Origin of the sequence: Pseudomonas sp. Z4-7, from assembly GCF_051131965.1 — a bacterium.
GTDB lineage: Bacteria > Pseudomonadota > Gammaproteobacteria > Pseudomonadales > Pseudomonadaceae > Aquipseudomonas.
In genome coordinates this window covers 3,392,618-3,410,492 of sequence record NZ_CP071642.1, presented here as the reverse complement: position 1 = coordinate 3,410,492, position 17,875 = coordinate 3,392,618, and the positions used below count along the sequence as shown (strand labels likewise).

Here is a 17,875-nt window from a genome sequence, read left to right as displayed (position 1 = left end):
GTGAGAATATTGCGCACAAAGACGATCCCAATAACAAGAATATCGGCAGAGGCTTTTGTCATCATGAAAAACCACAACATCAGCCATTTCCGCGATATTCATGTCCACGCCGCTACCGTCCAGGAGTGGAATCAGGATTACAACCAACTGACCGCCGGCTCGGCCGAGAGCTCGCTCATACAGCTGAGCACCGCGCGCTGCCACGTATTTCGCGAGAAGATCAACCAGCGTGTCGTGCAGCACGGCGTCGCGCCCCGGGGCAAGATGTGTTTCGCCGTGCCCATCACGGTTCCGGGTTCGATCCGGATGCAAGGGCGGGAGGTCGACGACAGCAGCCTGTTCTTCCTGCACGGGGGCGAGGAGTTCATGTTCCATATGCCGATGGGCATGGAGCTGCTGGCCATTACCTTCGAGCGCGAATGGTTCGAGCAGGCGCTGGCACAAACCACCTCGGCAAAGGAAATCGGTCAATTGCTGCGGCAGCCGGTCATCAGGCTGCCCACTCAACGTTATGCCGACGCCCGCCGTCGCATGCTGGCGGCATTCTCCCAGGCCCTCTCAAGCGAAGAGCTCGACCCGACGCACGATCGCGAGCTGGTGCTGGAACAGGCCATGCTCGGCGAGTTGCTGCAATTGATGACCGATCCGGCCTGCGACAAGCAGCAGCGCACGCCAAGCTCGACGCGCAGTTATATTGTCGAAAAATGCCACCGCCTGGCGACCGCGGAACTGAACAACGTGCCCAGCGTGGACGACCTCTGCCAGCGCCTCCAGGTGAGTCGGCGTACCGTGCAGAACAGCTTCCGCTCGGTTGCCGAGACCACGCCGCTCAACTATCTGCGCTCCGTCAGGCTCAACGGTGTGCGCCGGACCTTGATGTCTACCCGGGCGTCCCATCTGTCGATCGGCGACGCCGCCGCCCAATGGGGTTTTTATCACCTCAGCCATTTTGCCGCGGAGTATCAGGAGCTGTTCGCGGAATTGCCCTCCCATACTGCCCGCGCCGCCATTCCTGATTGCGCCCATGCCTGAAGGTTCTCCTGGCGCAATCGGCGGTGCGCTGGCGTCGATTCCGGGCGGGACGCTTCTCGCTTCTGATGGAAGGCGAGGTTATCGATTCATTGAGCATGGGCGTGTTTTTCCTGGTCCGATTTTTCGATCGCAGGTGCTACGCAGGAGGCAATGATGAAAACTGTTAAAGCCGGTGTTCTGGAAATCGCCTATCTGGAGATCGGTCCGGTCGACGGGGCCCCCGTGGTGTTGCTCCACGGCTTCCCCTATGACGTGCATGCCTACGATGAAGTCGCCAGGATCCTGGCTTCAGCTGGAAAGCGATGCTTGACGCCTTACCTTCGTGGCTACGGCCCCACCCGATTTCTGGATGAGCAGACAATGCGCTCTGGAGAGCAGGCGGCAATCGGAGCCGACCTGTTGGCTTTTCTCGACGCACTGGAAATCGAAAAAGCTGTACTTGCGGGTTATGACTGGGGCGCAAGAGCGGCTTGCATCGTCGCCGCGCTATGGCCGGAACGGGTAAGCGGTTTGGTCAGCTGTGGTGGCTACAGTATTCAGAATATCGCTGAAGCGCACCGGCCTGTTTCTCCCGAGGCGGAGCACCTGCTCTGGTATCAATACTATCTTCACGGTAGCCGTGGTCGCGCTGGATTGGCCTCGAACAGAAGGGATTTCTGCCGCTTGTTATGGCGCATGTGGTCGCCGACCTGGGGGTTCACGCAGGAGGAGTTCGAAACGACCGCTGCAGCGTTTGAGAACGACGACTTTGTTGACGTGGTAACACACTCGTACCGTCATCGTTTCGGATTGGTCGAAGGAGATCCAGCCTATCGGAACATTGAATCCCGGCTTGCCGCACAACCCAGGATAGCGGTGCCTTCATTGGTTCTGGAGGGTGGCGCTGATGCGGTTGATCCGCCTGCCGAGGAGGACCCATTCGCCCGTCATTTTACCGGGCCGTATCGCCGGGAAATCCTGGAAAACATTGGCCACAACGTGCCTCAAGAGGCGCCAGGAAAATTTGCTGACGGGATCTTGAGCCTCGGTGGTTGACTTCCTTGGCAGGCTGCCCAAGTCGTGAGACTTAGGCTCGATGCTGCTGGTCATCCCGATCCAGCCCCAGCAACAACCCGGAACCAGCGCCCCCACAACATCCTGGGCAAATGAGCAGGCAAGTAAGCTAGGCTGTTCGCACGACAGGCCGTCGGTAGTCGACGGCCTGAAAACAAAGGCGTTATCAATGTCGAAGCATTTGCTGTTGGGCTGGACCCGTTCCTTGTGCGTGCTTGCTGCCTTGAGCGGCGCGGCCACCATGGCAGTCGCTGCCTCGCCTGAAAAAACCGCTACGACGGCATCGGATACGCAAGCGGTGTCCCTGGCAGGCGGCAAGCTGAAGTTCGTGCTGAACGGCGTCGAGGCCCGTACCTTGAACAGCGAGAACGGCGGCACGATGTACTTCGATCCGGAAAGCGAGCGGGCCATCATCGTTACCGAAGGTCCGGCACCGACTGCGGGCACCACCCCGGACGCTGCGTTTCGCCTTGCCGTGGATACCGTGAAGGAAAAGCAGCAGGCCGCGTCACCCAACTTTCGCATGACTGGCGAGAAGACCATCCAGGTGAACGGCTTGAAGATGTACCGCCTGGACGGCACCGACGATTTCAACGGCCTGAAACTACTGATGGCCTCGTTGATGACGATGAACAATCAGAACATCACCATCGTCGAAGTGATGTCCAGCGCAAACGACCCGGCCGGCCATACCGCTGCGTTGGAGAACATTCTGGGCCAGTAAACCGCAGGTTTCCGGATAGTTCGCTATTCCTGGCCAGTTAAGCCGTTGGGCCAGGTTGCTGATCAATCGTTAGGCAAGTGCAAGTGCACTTCCATGGCGTCATGAAGGAGCCTGACGACCTCGATCACGTCGTCGTTTGCCACACGATAGAACACAATATGGCCTGGGCTTTTGACCGTTCCATGGGTTTGTTTGGCCTACAGGCGTGAATAGATGAGGTGATAGCTGCGAAGGCCAGGTGCAAGCTCATCGCAGTCGTGGCTGCCGATGCGATAAGGCGTGTCGGCAGGCGCTTGCAGCGCCGCGAGGATCAGCGCTTGGTAGCGCTGACGAGCTTGATCGCCGAACTGCGTCTGCGAGAGCCTGAGAATGTCGACAATGTCGGCGCGCGCCGCGTTGAAAATCCGATACGGCGGCATGCTCAGTGTTTCTCGCGCGCGGGGAGGGTTGCCTCCAGGCTCAAGCCCTCGAGGTAGTGCTCCAGATCCCCTTCGTTCATCTGAGTAACGCGCCCGTGCTCAAGATCCATGGTGCCGATTGAGGTCGCCTGACGCAGGGCCTCAATTTTGGCGGTGTCTTCGGCGACGCGCTGCTCCAATAAACGTAAACCTTCTCGCATCACTTCGCTGGCATTCTGATAACGACCGGACTGCACCAAGTCATGGATAACCTGTTCCTGGTGAGGGGTGAGCACAACGTTTCGCGTCGCCATAACTAGCTCCAGTTCTATGCAAACAGGTACTTTTGATTGTTGGCATATTATGCCAAGGTCATGGCTGACTCGGCGCCAATCAGCAAGGTTCAAAGTCATCCGCCCATGATAAAGCGACCTGCAGATCAGTGCCCGCCGTTCCGCTGAAAGCTTCAGGCCGGCCTATCGAATCCAGAGTGTCCGGTCGGAGCTATCCTCATCAATAGCCCACTTGGCCTTAGGCTGGGGGCATCCTTTTCAAACCATCCAAAGCATGCCCCCAGTTTTGCCCCAATTCGAACCGAGTGTGCGAGCGATTGCGAGTGACGATTCCTGCCGCTGAGGCCCTGAGCAACCAGATCGTATTGCGCCTGAAGCCGCTGACAATAATTGACACCACGCAAACCAGACGCCAGCTACCGACTGCGGAGACCGCTAAGGAAAGAGCAACTGACACAAGCTCGCTGCATGGTCAATCAAGACGGCGCCAGAAGGGATAGGGTTTAACTCCGATTTCGGTCAACTCTATTTCCTACTCCAGACTCCCGAGATAGTTATATAAGTTCATTGCTTCCGGTGACAGACGCGAGGCGTCAGCCACGCCGACATATAACGTACGCGTCGCCCAGGCCCCCTCCAGCGGTATCGCTCGTAGCTTCGATTCGAGCAGTTCGGGATGGACCGACCCGAGCGGCAGAATGCCAATGCCTAATCCAGCCTCGATCATGCGGCAGATACCGTCAAAACTGCTGACTTGAATCCGTACTTTCAGCAGCCTCCCAGTGCTGGCAGCGGCGTCGTTGATGCGACGCAGCAGTGAGCTCCCCTGATTCAAAGCCACGTAATCAAAATCCAGCGTGTCAGCCAGGGTCACGGCGGCACGCTGCGCCAACTCGTGGGCTCGGGGCACCAGCACCACGAGGCGGTCGCGTCGATAGGGCTGCATTTGCAGCCCGGGAGCAGGCGCATTGTCGGCAAAGATTCCTATCTCGGCCTGGCCGCTTTCCACCGCATGGATGGTGCTGTCGCTGAGCGCTTCCGCAAGCTCGATACGTACGTGGGGGTTGGCCGCCAGAAATGTCGCCAGGTCATGCGGCAGGAATTGGATCACTGCGGAGGTATTCGCAAACAACCGCACATGGCCGCGAACACCATTCGCGTAGTCGGTGGCGTCGTGGGCCATTTGCTGTGCGACGTCGAGGATGGCCCGCGCATGTTCTGCCAGGCCGCGCCCAGCGGGAGTGAGCTGCAGTCCTCGGGGCACACGGGTGAACAAGGTGCAGTGGGTCACCCTTTCAAGTTCAGCTAACCGCTTGCTCGCTGCGGAAACGGTCATGTGCGCACTGTTTGCGGCCTGGGTCAGGTTTTCCGTCTTGGCGGTCAATACCAACAGGCGTAGCGACACCAAATCGAGTTGCAACAAATTGAACATATCCACCTCTGTGTTTCCAGTTTGGAAAGAGTAGTGGAAATCTTTGAAATTCTCACACCGTGCGTTTGAGTGGATTATCTGACCATCGCCTCCAACAAGAACGGAAGACGTCATGAGCCTACCGCTAGAAGGCATCAAGGTGGTCGAAATGGGCCAGCTGATTGCTGGGCCTTTCGCGGCCAAGATCCTCGCCGAGTTCGGCGCTGAAGTTATCAAGATCGAACCGCCGGTCACCGGCGACCCCCTGCGCAAATGGCGGTTGCTGCACAACGGCACCTCAGTTTGGTGGGCAGCCCAGTCGCGCAACAAGCAATCGGTCACCCTCGATCTTCGTCAGGCCGAAGCCCGGGAAGTGGTCAAGCGGCTGGTCAAGGACGCCGACATCCTGATCGAGAACTTCCGTCCTGGAACACTGGAAAAATGGGGGTTGGGCTGGGATGAGCTGTTCGCTATCAACCCTGGCCTGGTGATGCTGCGGGTGTCCGGCTATGGCCAGACCGGGCCTTATCGCGACTTGCCAGGCTTCGGCGTTATCGGAGAAGCCATGGGCGGTTTGCGACATCTATCCGGCGAGCCAGGGCGCACACCGGTGCGGGTGGGGGTGTCGATAGGCGACTCGTTGTCCGCACTCCATGGTGTGATCGGGGTGCTGCTTGCACTACGCCATCGCGAACAAAACCACGGTGTCGGCCAGCAGGTAGATGTGGCTTTGTATGAGTCGGTTTTCAACATGATGGAAAGCCTGATTCCCGAGTATTCGGTGTTTGGCACGGTGCGCGAGCCGGCCGGTAGCAGCCTTCCGGGTATTGCGCCGACCAATGCCTACCGTTGCAAGGATGGAAAGTACGCATTGATCGCGGGCAACGGCGACAGCATCTACCGCCGCCTGATGGAAAAGATCGAACGCCCGGACTTGGCCGAGGACCCGGAACTGGCGCAGAACGATGGCCGTGTGCGCCATGTGGCGCGCATTGATGCGGCAATTTCCACGTGGACGGCCGAGCGGAACCTTGATGATGTGCTCGCCGCGTTGAAGGACGCCAACATCCCCTCCGGCAAGATCTATGACGCCGCCGACATTGCCTGCGACTCCCATTACCAGGCACGCGACATGCTACTTGCCAGCCAGTTGGACGACGGCACTGCCGTCACCTTGCCCGGCATCGTTCCCAAGTTGACGGCGACACCCGGCCGTGTGCGTTCGCGTGCGCCGAGTCTTGGACAACACACAGATGCGGTGCTTGAGAACATCGGTATCGATGCGCCGACCCGTACAGCCTGGCGCGCTCGCGGCCTCATCTGAAACCAGGAGTACCTCAATGAAACGCTTATACCTGCAGGAAGTCGCGACCCGTGACGGCTTCCAGAACGAAAAGACCTTTATCGACACCGAAAAGAAAATCGCCTTGATCGATGCGCTGAGCCAGTGCGGCTACGCCAAGATCGAAGTGACTTCCTTCACTTCGCCCAAGGCCATTCCCGCGTTGCGTGACGCCGAGGCCGTGATGGCTGTAATTCAGCGGCATAAAGATGTGGAGTACACGGTGCTAGTGCCCAACATTCGGGGGGCAGAAAGAGCGCTGGGGTGTGGAATCGACGAAGCCAACCTGGTGATGTCGGTGAGCGAACCGCATAACCGCTCCAACCTGCGCATGACACGCGAGCAGTCGTTTGCCCAGCTCCGAGATGTGGTGGGGGTAATTGGGCGCGGGCCGGTGGCGGTCAACGTGTCGCTGTCCACGGTATTTGGCTGCCCGATGCAGGGCGACGTGCCGGCCGACGATGTATTGGGTTGGGTCGGGCGTTTCGCCGAATTGGGCGTGCGTGGCGTCACCTTGTGTGACACCACTGGCATGGCCTATCCCTCGCAAGTGGAGGCGTTGTCGAGCCAGGTGCGCGAGCGCTTTCCTGAGTTGCAACTGACTTTGCATTTTCATAACACGCGTGGCATGGCCCTGGCCAATACCCTGGCGGCGTTGCAGGCCGGCATCGACCGCTTTGATGCATCCCTGGGCGGCTTGGGCGGTTGCCCGTATGCCCCAGGTGCCAGCGGTAATGTGTGCATGGAGGACCTGGTGCACATGCTGGACCTGATGGGTTACGACACCGGCATGAACCTGGACCGCGTACTGGCGGCGTCCGCCCAGTTGCCCGGACTGATTGGTCACGACATCCCCAGCCAGATCCTCAAAGCCGGCAAACGCCTGGACCTGCATCCTATCCCCGATCACGTACACAGCCTAAGCAAGCAAGTGGCCAACCCTGAACTGGAGCGCACCCCATGATTGATCATCTAGACCATCTGGTTCTTACCACCATCGACGTAGCGGCCTGCAAAGACTTTTACATTCGCGTCATGGGCATGCACCAGGAGAGCTTTGGCAACGGCCGACTCGCGTTCCGCTTCGGCAACCAGAAAATCAATGTGCATGAGCGTGGACAAGAGTTCGAGCCCAAGGCCCATCTGCCGGTGCCCGGTGCGCTGGACCTGTGCTTTATCACCAGCACTTCGCTGGAGGAAGTGATCGCCCATTTGCAAGCCCAGGCCTGGCCGATCATCGAAGGCCCGGTGCCGCGTACAGGCGCCACTGGGCCGATTCGTTCGGTGTATGTGCGCGACCCGGACCTGAACCTCATCGAAATTTCTGAACAGGTGCCCGTATGAATATCGTGTTTCTCGACGGTGCAAGCTTGCCGTCGCCATTGGCGCGCCCGGCCCAGGCCAGCACGTGGACTGAACGAGAAAAAACCACTCCCGACCAGGTTGTGCAGGCGTTGGCCGAAGCCGATGTGGCCATTACCAACAAGGTACGTATCGACCGAGCTACCCTGGGACAACTGCCACATTTGAAGCTGATCTGCGTGGCTGCGACTGGCTACGACTGCATCGATATTGCGGCTTGCCGTGATCAAGGCGTGACGGTGTGCAACGTGCCGGCGTACAGCGCGGTCAGCGTGGCCGAAGCGGTGATCGGCTCGCTGTTTGCGCTACGTCGTCACCTCATGGCGTATCGTGCGGCGTCGACCAGGTTGTGGCCACAGTCATCCCATTTCTGCGTGCATGCGGCGCCGATCCAAGACCTGCAAGGCTCGACCCTGGGTATCATCGGCCGAGGTGATATCGGCAGCCGCGTGGCGCGCCTGGCCAAGGCCTTGGACATCACCGTGCTGTTTGCCGAACACCGTGGCGAGTCGCGGGTGCGGGAAGGCTACACGGCGTTCGACACGGTATTGGCCAAGGCCGATGCGCTGACCTTGCATTGTCCATTGACGCCGCAGACTCGTAACTTGATCGGTTCCGCCGAGATCGCACGGATGAAATCCGGTGCCTTGCTCATCAACACCGCACGCGGTGCACTGGTAGATGAAAACGCCGTGCTCGACGGGCTCGCCCACGGCCGATTGGGCGGGGCTGCACTGGACGTACTCCAGGTGGAACCGCCCCAATCCGACCATCCCTTGCTGCACTGCGAACATCCCAATTTGCTGGTTACGCCCCACGTCGCTTGGGCCAGCCAAAGCAGTGTCGAGCGGCTCAAAGCCGTGCTGGCAGCCAATATAGCGGCGTTTGCGGCCCATCAACCGATCAACGTGGTGACTTGAACCTTCAGCTCCCCCAATCACAACCCCATAAGGCAGAGCCATGACAAAAATAATCAGCTCGTCAGTCGAATCCGTGGATGAACCGCTTCCACGGCGCAAAGCGTTTTACCAGCACCTCTACGTGCAAGTCCTCGCAGCGATCGTGCTGGGGGTGATCCTCGGTCACTTTAGCCCCGGTCTCGGTGAGCAGATGAAACCCTTGGGCGATACGTTCATCAAGCTGATCAAGATGCTGATAGCACCGATCATATTTTGCACGGTGGTCAGCGGTATCGCCGGCATGCAGGACCTTAAGCGCATCGGGCGTATCGGTTTCAAGTCTCTGATTTACTTTGAGGTGCTGACCACCATAGCCCTGGTGATCGGCTTGATCGGGGTGAACCTGCTCAAGCCAGGTGTCGGCATGCACATCGACCCGGCCAGCCTCGACGCTTCGGCTATCGCGGGCTACACCAAGGCCGCCCATGATCAGAGCGTGGTCGGGTTCCTCACGCACATTGTGCCGACCACGGTGTTCGGCGCGTTTACTGAGGGCGATATCCTCCAAGTGCTATTCATCTCGGTGCTGTTCGCCTTCGGCCTGCAATTGTTGGGCGAGACTGGCAAGCCGCTGCTCAATACCATCGACCTGGTGGCCAAGGCATTCTTTCGCATGCTCAAGATCGTCATGTACCTGGCTCCCCTGGGAGCCTTCGGCGGCATGGCTTTCACTGTGGGCAAGTACGGCGTGCAGTCGCTCGGGGCCTATGTGAACCTGCTGGTGTGTTACTACCTTACCGGGCTGGTATTCGTATTCGTGGTGCTGAATCTGGTGGCGCGGCTGGCTGGTTTCAGCCTGTGGAAGTTCCTCAAGTACATCCGCGAAGAACTGGTACTGGTCCTCGGCACTTCCTCGTCGGAGTCGGCGTTGCCGCGCCTGATGGGCAAGCTGGAGAAGCTCGGCTGCGAGAAGTCCACCGTCGGCCTCGTGGTACCTTCCGGCTACTGCTTCAATCTTGACGGCAGTTGCATCAACATGACGGTACTGGCGATCTTCATTGCCCAGGCCCTGGACATCGACGTCTCTCTTTATCATCAAGTAACGCTGTTACTGATCCTGTTGCTGACGTCCAAGGGCGCCGCGAGCGTGACCGGAGGCGCGTTCATCACCCTGGCGGCAACCCTCGGTTCGATCGATGTAATACCGGCGGCAGGCCTGGTACTGGTGCTAGGCGTCTACCGGTTTATCTCCGAAGGCGGCGCGCTGATCAATGTGATCGGAAACGGTGTCGCCACGCTGTTCATTGCCCGCTGGGATGGGGCTCTGGATCGTGAGCAACTCAGCCGTGAACTAGGTTAGGTTTAACGCAGAGACTCTTTGTTGTTGGTCACCACGCCTGGCTGATGCCCTGGAGGCTCTGCGTTTTTTCCGAGATTGAGTCATATGGCGGCAATATAAAAAGCCCTCACACTGCACTGTCGTGGGCAGGCCGTGAGGGCAAAGGGGAAGACGTCCGGGCAGGGTCAGGATTTGCGCTGCAAGGTGTGGTAATTCAGTGCTGTTCTGGCGTCCTTAAGAGATTTGCCTTCAGCGAGCAAGGCACGAATACGCGATTCCACTTCTTCGATCGAGCGGGCGCAGGCGGCCACTTCACGGGCCCTTTCTCGGGGAACGACCACCACGCCGTTGGCGTCGGCGACTACGATGTCCCTGGCGCAGACCCGGGCCTGGCCGATGGAGACCGGCTGATTGACCGAGGCGACTTCGACCCGATCCTTGCCTGTGCGCATGAACCGGCCTTTGCTGAAGACCGGATACCCGTCGCCCAACGCCTTGCTGACGTCCCGGCACACGCCATCGATCACCGTCGCGGCGATGCGTTTACTGCCGGCATATTGGGTCATGATGTCGCCCCAGACCGTGCAGTCGGTGCGCCCGTCGTTGTCGATGACCACGACATCGCCTTCGGCAACATCCTCGATGAAGTCGCCGACCGTTCCCGGCGGGCTACTGGCGCTGACGTAGCGCACGGTGAATGCCGGGCCGATCACCACCTGACGGTAGTTATCCAGCGGCATGATCCCGAGACATTGTCCGGGCAGATCGAGTTTATCCAGGGCGTCGGACACACCGGGCGTATCCAGGCCTTCAAACAGGGCAACCAGTTCCTGGTCTTCGGGAGACATAAATAATTCCTCTTGTTCTTCAAATCAGCGCAGCTCAAGGCGCTGCGCACGGGTGGTTGGATGCGTCAATCGGCACGGGCGGCGGCGGGCCTTGGCTCGGCGATGGTCAGCAGGATGATGAAGCTGATGAACGAGCCGATCGCCAACCAGGCGAACACATAGTTCCAACCATAGTTGTCTAGCAACAGGCCGGTAATGAACGGCGTCGCGGCCGCGCCCAGTTGCCCGATCATGTTCACCACGGCGTTGGAAATGGGGAACGTTTTCTTGGTGGTAAGCCCCATCGGGTAAACCATGTAGGAGGAAAACCCGAGGCTGAGGACCACGCCGGTCAGCATCAGCAGCAGCCCATAGGGCAGGGGCTCGGCGGGGGAGTTGATCAGCAAGTACATCATGACCGAGGTGCCCAGCGCTGACAGGAGCATGCCGGGTTTGCGCCGACCGCCCATCAACCGGTCCGAGCAGAGGCCTCCGAGCAGGTTGCCTAGCACGGCGCCTACCCACGGTGCGGCCGACACCAGTCCCATGTTCATGATCGAGAACTGTTTGACGGTCATCAAGTAGGTCGGAATCCAGGCCAGTAGCACGCTAGAGACACCGAGCTGGAAACAATAGCTGGTGGCGCAGCCCCAGATATTCCACGACTTGAACACCTGCCGGTTGGTTTCAAGGGCAACCACATCACGGGTGCGAATGAACCGATCGAGTTTTTTGACCCACGCCGGCGGTTCCGGTGGCCGCACGGCCTCGGCGGCCTGGGCAACGGGTTTGTCGTCGGCGATGTAGTTGAGTTCGGCTTCGTTGACGAAGCGACTGCGGGACGGATGGTCCGCCACCATGAAATACCAGACCACGGCGAGGACGATGCCCGGTATGGCGAAGAAGTAGAAGATCTCTCGCCAGCCCCAGACGGAGATGATCACTGCGCAAAGTGGCGGCACGATCACCGGGCCGAATTTGACGGCAGACAGGAAGATGCCCGACGCCGTGCCTTTTTCCCGTGGTGGGAACCAGTTGTTGATGGTGGTCGTCATGCTGATCGGCAATGGACCTTCAGCCAGGCCGAGGCCCAGGCGATACAGTTTCAACGCCAGCAACGAACCAGCGGTGCCGACCAGACCGGTCATCACCGAGGTCAGGATCATCGCGCCTGGGAGAATCTTGCTGACGCCAAACCGTCCGAAGGCGAAACCGGAAGGAATCTGTGCCATGGCATAAGCCAGCAGGAACAGGCTCATCAGGCCGCCCGCTTCGGCGTTGCTCATCTCGAATTCTTTACGGATGAAAGGCAGCGCCACGCCGAGGTTGGCGCGGTCGGCGGCGGCAACGGTGTAGATCAGGAAAATCAGCGCGGCAACGACCCAGCGGTATCTGCTGCGCACCGCAGGCTTCAAGACTTCGGGCATGGACATGGAAGCGGACCTTGTTTTTATCGGTTGTCTGGTCAAGCGGTTCTTGGTGCGGCTGGGGGCATCGCCAGCGCACCGGTAAACCGGGCGTCAGTTCGCCAGCCCGGCTTTTTCCAGCACCCTGTCCAGCCAGGACTGATCAATCGCCCCGGTGGCGATTTCGGCTTTGACTTCCTGTTCATGGGCGTCGTGTTCGTGGGCCTTGCGCAGGAGCTCCTCGGCGACGTCTGGAGAAAACACCACCAGGCCGTCTTCGTCGCCGACCAGGATGTCGCCGGGGTTGACGATCATTCCGCCGATCGACACCGGCACGTTGATCTCGCCGGGGCCGCTTTTGTAAGGACCGCAATGCACCACGCTGCGCGCATAGCATGGGGTGTCCTGGAAGCTGGCGACGTCGCGGATGGCGCCGTCGACGACGAAACCGACACAGCCACGTTGTTGCGCGTAGAGCTTGATCAGCTCACCGATCACGGCGTTGGTGTCGTCTCCCTGGGCGTCGATCACCAGCACATGGCCCGGTTCGATCAGGGTTAATGCCTTGTAGATGTACAGGTTGTCGCCAGGGCGGGTTTTCACCGTGAGCGCGGTGCCCACCAGCTTGCCGGTGAGGTTGTAGCGCGTCAGGCCCCGAGCGCCGATGTGGCGTCCCAGGTTGTCGCTGATATGGGGCGTGACAACCGATCGGAATGCGTCCAGCAAGGAGCCCGGAGCCTGGGGCGGAGATGGATGGATGCGTGAACCGGGCAATGACATGGCGACCTCACTTACGAATAACCCTGGCGGGCGATAAGCGCATCTTAAGAAAGGTCGTTGGCCAGGATTAGCGATATTTATCTATGCAATCCCATCACTTTTTTTCTCCTTTCGGGTGCGGGATTACCAGACCATCTTGCTGAAATCACAGAGCTCGGCGGCCAGACGCGCGACCTCGACGCTCAGGCCCTGGAGCCGGTCGGCACGGTGTGCGGCGATGTAGTGGATCGGCGGCAACCCGGGCTCGGTTTCGATCACCTGCAACCGTCCCTGATCGACCAGCGGCGAGAGGCATTGGCGCGGCAAATAGCTGATGCCGACGCCGGAGAGGGTCAGGCCCAACTGGGCGATCAGGTAGTTGCTCTTGAGGGTGCGGTTCAGGCGCACGTCGTTCTGGGCGAGCCAGCGATCGTAGATCAATCCCGTGCCGGAGCTGCCGCCTTGGGTGAGCACGGTGTACGACGACAGGGTCTGCATGTTCACGCTGGCGCCGCCCTGGTGCAGCGAGGGCGCACACATCCAGGCGTTTTCAACCGAGCTGAGCGGCGTGCTGACGAAGCGCGCGTCGGCGAAAATGTCGGGCACGATAATCAAGTCGAGCTGATCGTTCTCCAGCTTGGCCACCAGTTCAGTGCTGAGCTCCACCGAAGGTTCCAGCACCACTTTCGGGTAGGCGCTGCGAATGGCTTCGATCAGCGCCGGCAACCAGGTGATGGCGGTCAATTCGGTCACGCCAATACGAAAGCGCCTGACCAGCACTTCCTTTGCGCTGATGCGCTCAAGCAGAAAGTCGCGCTGACGCAGGATCTGCGACGCTTCCTCGAACAGCTCGGCGCCCTTCTCGGTGAGTCGGGCGCTGCGCCTGGAACGGTCGAAGATGGGCATGTCGAACACTTCTTCCAGTTCCTGGATACGCTTGGAGATGGCCGACTGGGACATGTTCAGCTTCATGGCCGCCGACTCGAAATTGCCCAGTTCGACGATCCAATAAATGGCTTCCAGTTGTTTGAAGGTAATCATGCGCAGTCAGACCCGGTAGGAAGTGATTCGATGCCGATCCGCCGAGTCTGTTCGTCCGGCCCGGTCAGCGCAAGGCCTCGCAAAAACGCCGGATTGCCTCGCACGCCTGGTGCAAGGAAGCATCATCCAAGGCGTAGGCGATGCGAAGATAAGGGCCGAGGCCGAACGCGCTGCCATGGACCACCGCCACGTTCGCTTCATCGAGCAAGGCGTGGGCGACGTCCTCATCGGTGAGCAACCGCCGTCCTGCAGGCGAGGTGCGACCCATCAGGCCGGCGCAGGAGGCGAACGCATAAAACGCGCCGCCAGGGCTGGCGCATTCCAGGCCCGGCGTGGCATTGAGCAGCGCGACCATCATGTCGCGACGCCCCTGGAACGCGGCGCGGCTTTGCTGAATGAAATCCTTCGGGCCGCTCAGCGCGGCCAGTGCCGCTTGCTGGGAAATGGAGCAGGCCCCCGAGGTTTGCTGGCCCTGAAGCTTCTCCATGGCTTGCAGCAGCCAGCGCGGCCCGGTGGCAAAACCGATGCGCCAGCCGGTCATGGCGTAGGCTTTGGAAACGCCGTTCATGGTCAGGGTTCGCGGGGCCAGTCGCGGTTCCACCGCTGCCAGCGTATGGAAGACCTGATCGTCGAAGATCAGGTGCTCATAGATGTCATCCGCAAGTATCAGTACGTGGGGATGGGCCAGTAGCACTTGCGCCAAGGCGAGCAACTCGTCGCGGCTGTACACGGCCCCGGTCGGGTTGGACGGTGAATTGAGGAGCAGCCATCGCGTCTTTGGCGTGATCGCCTCGGCCAATGCCGCAGGCGTCAGCTTGAAGCCGCTGTCGGCGTGGCACGTCACGATCCGCGGCTCGCCACCGCACAACTGAACCATTTCGGGATAACTGACCCAATAGGGCGCCGGCACGATGACTTGATCGCCCTCGTCCAGCGTTGCGGCCAGCGCGTTGTAGATCACCTGCTTGCCGCCGTTGCAGACCAGGGTGTCTTGCCAGTCAACGTCCAAGCCATTTTCGCGGCGAAACTTGGCGGCCACCGCTTCGCGCAATGAGCGCACGCCGGCCACCTGGGTGTAGCGCGTGTGGCCTTGCTCAATTGCCTTGATCGCCGCTTCGCGAATGTGCCCTGGCGTATCGAAATCCGGTTCGCCGGCGCACAGGGAAATAATGTTCGCGCCTTGTGCCCGGCGTTCCGCCACCCGGTCCATGATGCGGTAGGTCGCCGAAGGCTGGGCACTCGCCAGGCGTGGATTCAAGCGTTGGATATCGATGTTCACGTCGACTGCCTCGTTTGTGACATTCATCGTGCGTGCTCTACCTGAATGGCTTCGAACTGGCTGTCATGCATGACCTCGGCGACCGAGCGGCCACCGCGGACGGCCTCGACCATACCGCCCTGCCGGTGGGCGATGCGTTCGCCCAGGTCGAGCACTTTTTCGATATGGGCCTGGGGCACGAAGACAGTCCCGCAACTGTCGGCGATGACGAAGTCGTCCTCGCTGACAGGCGCGCCGGCGATGTCGAGGGTCACGGCCGAATCGATCTGGATGACCCGATTGCGCGCGCTGACCATGGTCACGCCCCGGCCATACACCGGGTACCCAATCGTCGCGCTGCCGTCGATGTCACGGCTGTAGCCATCGATCACCGTGCCGCGTATCTGCTTGCCCACCGCTGCGTTGGCGAGGATGTCGCCCCAGCAGGACACGCCGTCGAGCCCGCCGGCGATCACCAGCACCCGATCATCGCTGTCGATCCGTTCGATAACCGGCGTGATCAGGTGCACCGTCGGGGCGCTGTCGGTCTTTGCCGCCAGCAGCACGGTACTGGCGCGGCCGACGATCTTCGGGCAGTTCCAGAGCGGACGCAGCCCGACGGTGGCGCCCGGCAAACCGAGGAAATCGAGTGCATCGGACACGGTGTTGGTGTCCAGCAATGCCAGGCGTTGGAGTAAATGAGCTTGATTCATGGAGGAGCCCCTTGATAGCGGAGGAGCCCAGTGTCAGCGAGGGGATTTGATAGGTATATTACGAATCACGGATGTATTACATACGTTGAACCTATGGAACCCCATGATTAACTTTCGCCTGATTCGTCATCTGTGGTTGTTTCTGGCGGTGGCCGAGGAACAGAATTTCGGCCGCGCCGCCAAACGCCTTGGCATGTCGCAGCCACCGTTGAGCGAGCAAATCCAGATCCTTGAACAAGCACTCAAAGTCACTCTGTTCGAACGTTCGCGCCGTGGTGCCAGGTTGACCCCGGTCGGCGCTGCGATTCTGCCAGCCGTGCGCAAATTTGCCGACCAACTGCAGCGTTTGGAGCTCGCGGTGGAAGAGGCGGTGGCGGGGCAGTCCGGAATGCTGACCATTGGCGCGATTTCCACGGCGATGTTCGATGTTCTGCCTGGCGTGATCGAGCAACTGAAAACCCAGTATCCGCAGCTCACCGTATCCGTTCGGGAAATTGACAGCGTCGAGGCGATTCCGGCGCTGGAAGCGGGAGACATCGATCTGGCCTTTGCTCGCCTCGACGGTGACTTTGGCGCGTCGATCCAATCATTTCCATTAACGGAAGATCGCCTGATGGTCGCGCTGCCCGTCGATCATCCATTGGCATCACGCAAGCGAATAAGCCTGGCCAGCCTGGCTACCGAACCGTTAGTGATGTTTTCTCGCAAGGTCAGCCCGGTGTATTTCGACAGTCTGATTGCCACCTGCCGCGCCAGCGGATTTTCTCCACGGGTCCTGCACGAAGTCCGTTCGGTGGCATCGCAAATCGCGTTCGTCAGTTGTGGCCAGGGTATTGCGTTGGTACCGGCGTCGCTGAAGAAACTGGCGCCCAGCAACGTGGTATTGCGCCCGCTGAGCCAGAAACTCAATGTCGTCACGACTGCCGTGGCCTGGAATACGCTGCGTCCGAATCCGCTGGTGGAAGCGTTGGTCAACCAGTTGAGAGCCAGGGGGTGATACGTTTGGCCTATGGAAGCTCTTCTGGATAAGGAAGTTCGAGCGTGCTGCTAAGTCCCGCCTTAGTGGTTGTAGATCCCACATGGCAGAGATTAGGGTGTGACGATTGGAGCCAAACGGCAGACGAACCTCGCCATATAGTTCGATAGATAGCGCCAGCTAGACGTTTGCTCGGTTACTAGTATCGGAATACAGGGGCATCCTTTTCAAACCATCCAAAGCATGCCCTCAAATATGCCCCCAATGTAGCAATCCACTGGAAGTGCATGGAGCTCCATGGTTTGTGGAAAGGCAGAAATGGCCAGATAAACAGGGTGCCAGACGTCGCCTAAAGACTCTCAGGGTCGCCAAAAAACATTATGACTGGGCTCTAGGACAATATTTTTAGGTCGATAACACTTCTGTTTGCCCCCAATTTTGCCCCCATTCGTCCATGCGCTAATCGGACGGAATGGCATCGGTAAAACCACTATTTTGAATGGCATCATCAAAGCTATCCATGATGGCCACACTGGTGCGGATACGATCCATCAGGTTCAGTTTTGGGGCCAACAGCGGGCAATCATTGCCCCAGACTTTTTTAGCAGCGTGTTGCTCGTATCGTTCAGCGCGTTCGAACGTAAGGTCAGGCACTACGTCCGACCTGAACTACATCAACTTCAAGGTCGCCAAAGGCGCAACCTACGAACGCGTGCTGATCATCGCAACAGGCCCAATCACAACCTTTCTGCAGCGTGGCAAGTCGCTTGATCCTGGCCCTGCTGCGACATTCTACGTGGCGGTTACCCGGGCACAGCAAAGCGTAGCTATTGTGCTGGATCGTCCAGGGCAATCCCTCATTCCGTATTGGAGCCCTGATGCATAAAGGGCAGGGCGCGGTGATCGCGAGCAACGGCTGAGACTCGAATATCTCAACGTCGTCAACCACCTGTCCGCTTGCCCTGCCATCTGTTGGCCAGGGCGTTGAAGGTCGAAGTAGACGGAGTAACGTAGGTGGCGTTCCAATCCGTAATGACTGAGG

The 17,875-nt window shown here is 59.5% G+C and carries 18 protein-coding genes and 1 pseudogene; 9 read left to right on the top strand and 10 right to left on the bottom strand.

The genetic code is table 11. The features are described from left to right. Positions 1-63 precede the first annotated feature (63 nt). The 3 genes from J3P91_RS15315 to J3P91_RS15305 all read left to right on the top strand — a co-directional run bounded on the left by J3P91_RS15315 (position 64) and on the right by J3P91_RS15305 (position 2,809). Positions 64-1,032 carry a helix-turn-helix domain-containing protein gene (locus tag J3P91_RS15315; RefSeq protein ID WP_434600936.1) on the top strand — a complete coding sequence of 323 codons (969 nt, stop codon included), beginning with the start codon at positions 64-66 and terminating at the stop codon, positions 1,030-1,032. A gap of 150 nt (positions 1,033-1,182) precedes the next feature. Continuing rightward, positions 1,183-2,067: an alpha/beta fold hydrolase gene (locus J3P91_RS15310; protein ID WP_434600935.1), complete on the top strand. Its 885-nt coding sequence runs from the start codon at positions 1,183-1,185 to the stop codon at positions 2,065-2,067. A 187-nt stretch (positions 2,068-2,254) separates the two neighbouring features. Further along, positions 2,255-2,809 (top strand): hypothetical protein, encoded by a 555-nt coding sequence (locus tag J3P91_RS15305; RefSeq protein ID WP_434600934.1) that lies wholly within the window; start codon positions 2,255-2,257, stop codon positions 2,807-2,809. Positions 2,810-2,871: 62 nt separating this feature from the next. Here J3P91_RS15305 and J3P91_RS15300 read toward each other — a convergent pair. From J3P91_RS15300 to J3P91_RS15290, 3 genes and pseudogenes are all read right to left on the bottom strand, one after another. Beyond that, positions 2,872-3,228, bottom strand: a pseudogene (locus tag J3P91_RS15300) (type II toxin-antitoxin system RelE/ParE family toxin). A 2-nt stretch (positions 3,229-3,230) separates the two neighbouring features. Then, positions 3,231-3,521, bottom strand: a complete 291-nt coding sequence (locus J3P91_RS15295) for a type II toxin-antitoxin system ParD family antitoxin (protein WP_434600933.1) — start codon at positions 3,519-3,521, stop codon at positions 3,231-3,233. Positions 3,522-4,032: 511 nt separating this feature from the next. Beyond that, entirely contained in the window at positions 4,033-4,932 is a 900-nt protein-coding gene (locus J3P91_RS15290; protein ID WP_434600932.1) for a LysR family transcriptional regulator, read from the bottom strand. 112 nt (positions 4,933-5,044) lie between these two features. Here J3P91_RS15290 and J3P91_RS15285 point away from each other — a divergent pair, with 112 nt between their 5' ends. Genes J3P91_RS15285 through dctA form a run of 5 tightly spaced genes read left to right on the top strand, consistent with a single transcriptional unit; the run spans position 5,045 to position 9,874 of the window. Beyond that, entirely contained in the window at positions 5,045-6,235 is a 1,191-nt protein-coding gene (locus J3P91_RS15285; RefSeq protein ID WP_434600931.1) for a CaiB/BaiF CoA transferase family protein, read from the top strand. A 16-nt stretch (positions 6,236-6,251) separates the two neighbouring features. Next, positions 6,252-7,217, top strand: a complete 966-nt coding sequence (locus J3P91_RS15280; protein WP_434600930.1) for a hydroxymethylglutaryl-CoA lyase — start codon at positions 6,252-6,254, stop codon at positions 7,215-7,217. Continuing rightward, the gene (locus tag J3P91_RS15275) at positions 7,214-7,597 is read left to right on the top strand and encodes a VOC family protein (RefSeq protein ID WP_434600929.1); all 384 of its coding nucleotides are present in this window, start codon (positions 7,214-7,216) and stop codon (positions 7,595-7,597) included. The genes J3P91_RS15280 and J3P91_RS15275 overlap by 4 nt, the downstream gene beginning before the upstream one ends. Then, on the top strand, positions 7,594-8,535 hold the full coding sequence (locus J3P91_RS15270) for a D-2-hydroxyacid dehydrogenase (RefSeq protein ID WP_434600928.1): 942 nt from the start codon (positions 7,594-7,596) through the stop codon (positions 8,533-8,535). The genes J3P91_RS15275 and J3P91_RS15270 overlap by 4 nt, the downstream gene beginning before the upstream one ends. Before the next feature lie 40 nt (positions 8,536-8,575). Next, entirely contained in the window at positions 8,576-9,874 is a 1,299-nt protein-coding gene (gene dctA / locus J3P91_RS15265) for a C4-dicarboxylate transporter DctA (RefSeq protein WP_434600927.1), read from the top strand. A gap of 164 nt (positions 9,875-10,038) precedes the next feature. Here the strand turns inward: dctA and J3P91_RS15260 are convergent, their stop codons facing one another. The 6 genes from J3P91_RS15260 to J3P91_RS15235 all read right to left on the bottom strand — a co-directional run bounded on the left by J3P91_RS15260 (position 10,039) and on the right by J3P91_RS15235 (position 15,857). Continuing rightward, positions 10,039-10,701, bottom strand: a complete 663-nt coding sequence (locus J3P91_RS15260) for an RraA family protein (RefSeq protein ID WP_434600926.1) — start codon at positions 10,699-10,701, stop codon at positions 10,039-10,041. A gap of 65 nt (positions 10,702-10,766) precedes the next feature. Next, complete coding sequence (locus J3P91_RS15255) at positions 10,767-12,113, bottom strand: MFS transporter (RefSeq protein WP_434600925.1); 1,347 nt, start codon at positions 12,111-12,113, stop codon at positions 10,767-10,769. Positions 12,114-12,200: 87 nt separating this feature from the next. Continuing rightward, positions 12,201-12,866, bottom strand: a complete 666-nt coding sequence (locus J3P91_RS15250) for an RraA family protein (protein WP_434600924.1) — start codon at positions 12,864-12,866, stop codon at positions 12,201-12,203. Positions 12,867-12,989: 123 nt separating this feature from the next. Then, a complete protein-coding gene (locus tag J3P91_RS15245; RefSeq protein WP_434600923.1) occupies positions 12,990-13,886 on the bottom strand; it encodes a LysR family transcriptional regulator in 897 nt (298 codons plus the stop codon). 64 nt (positions 13,887-13,950) lie between these two features. Next, positions 13,951-15,165: a pyridoxal phosphate-dependent aminotransferase gene (locus J3P91_RS15240; RefSeq protein WP_434605155.1), complete on the bottom strand. Its 1,215-nt coding sequence runs from the start codon at positions 15,163-15,165 to the stop codon at positions 13,951-13,953. Between the two features lie 23 nt (positions 15,166-15,188). Then, a complete protein-coding gene (locus tag J3P91_RS15235; protein ID WP_434600922.1) occupies positions 15,189-15,857 on the bottom strand; it encodes an RraA family protein in 669 nt (222 codons plus the stop codon). 103 nt (positions 15,858-15,960) lie between these two features. On the opposite strand from J3P91_RS15235, the gene J3P91_RS15230 reads away from it, so the two are divergent. Then, complete coding sequence (locus J3P91_RS15230) at positions 15,961-16,854, top strand: LysR family transcriptional regulator (protein ID WP_434605153.1); 894 nt, start codon at positions 15,961-15,963, stop codon at positions 16,852-16,854. Between the two features lie 438 nt (positions 16,855-17,292). Here the strand turns inward: J3P91_RS15230 and J3P91_RS15225 are convergent, their stop codons facing one another. Continuing rightward, on the bottom strand, positions 17,293-17,487 hold the full coding sequence (locus tag J3P91_RS15225) for a hypothetical protein (RefSeq protein ID WP_434600921.1): 195 nt from the start codon (positions 17,485-17,487) through the stop codon (positions 17,293-17,295). Between the last annotated feature and the right edge of the window lie 388 nt (positions 17,488-17,875).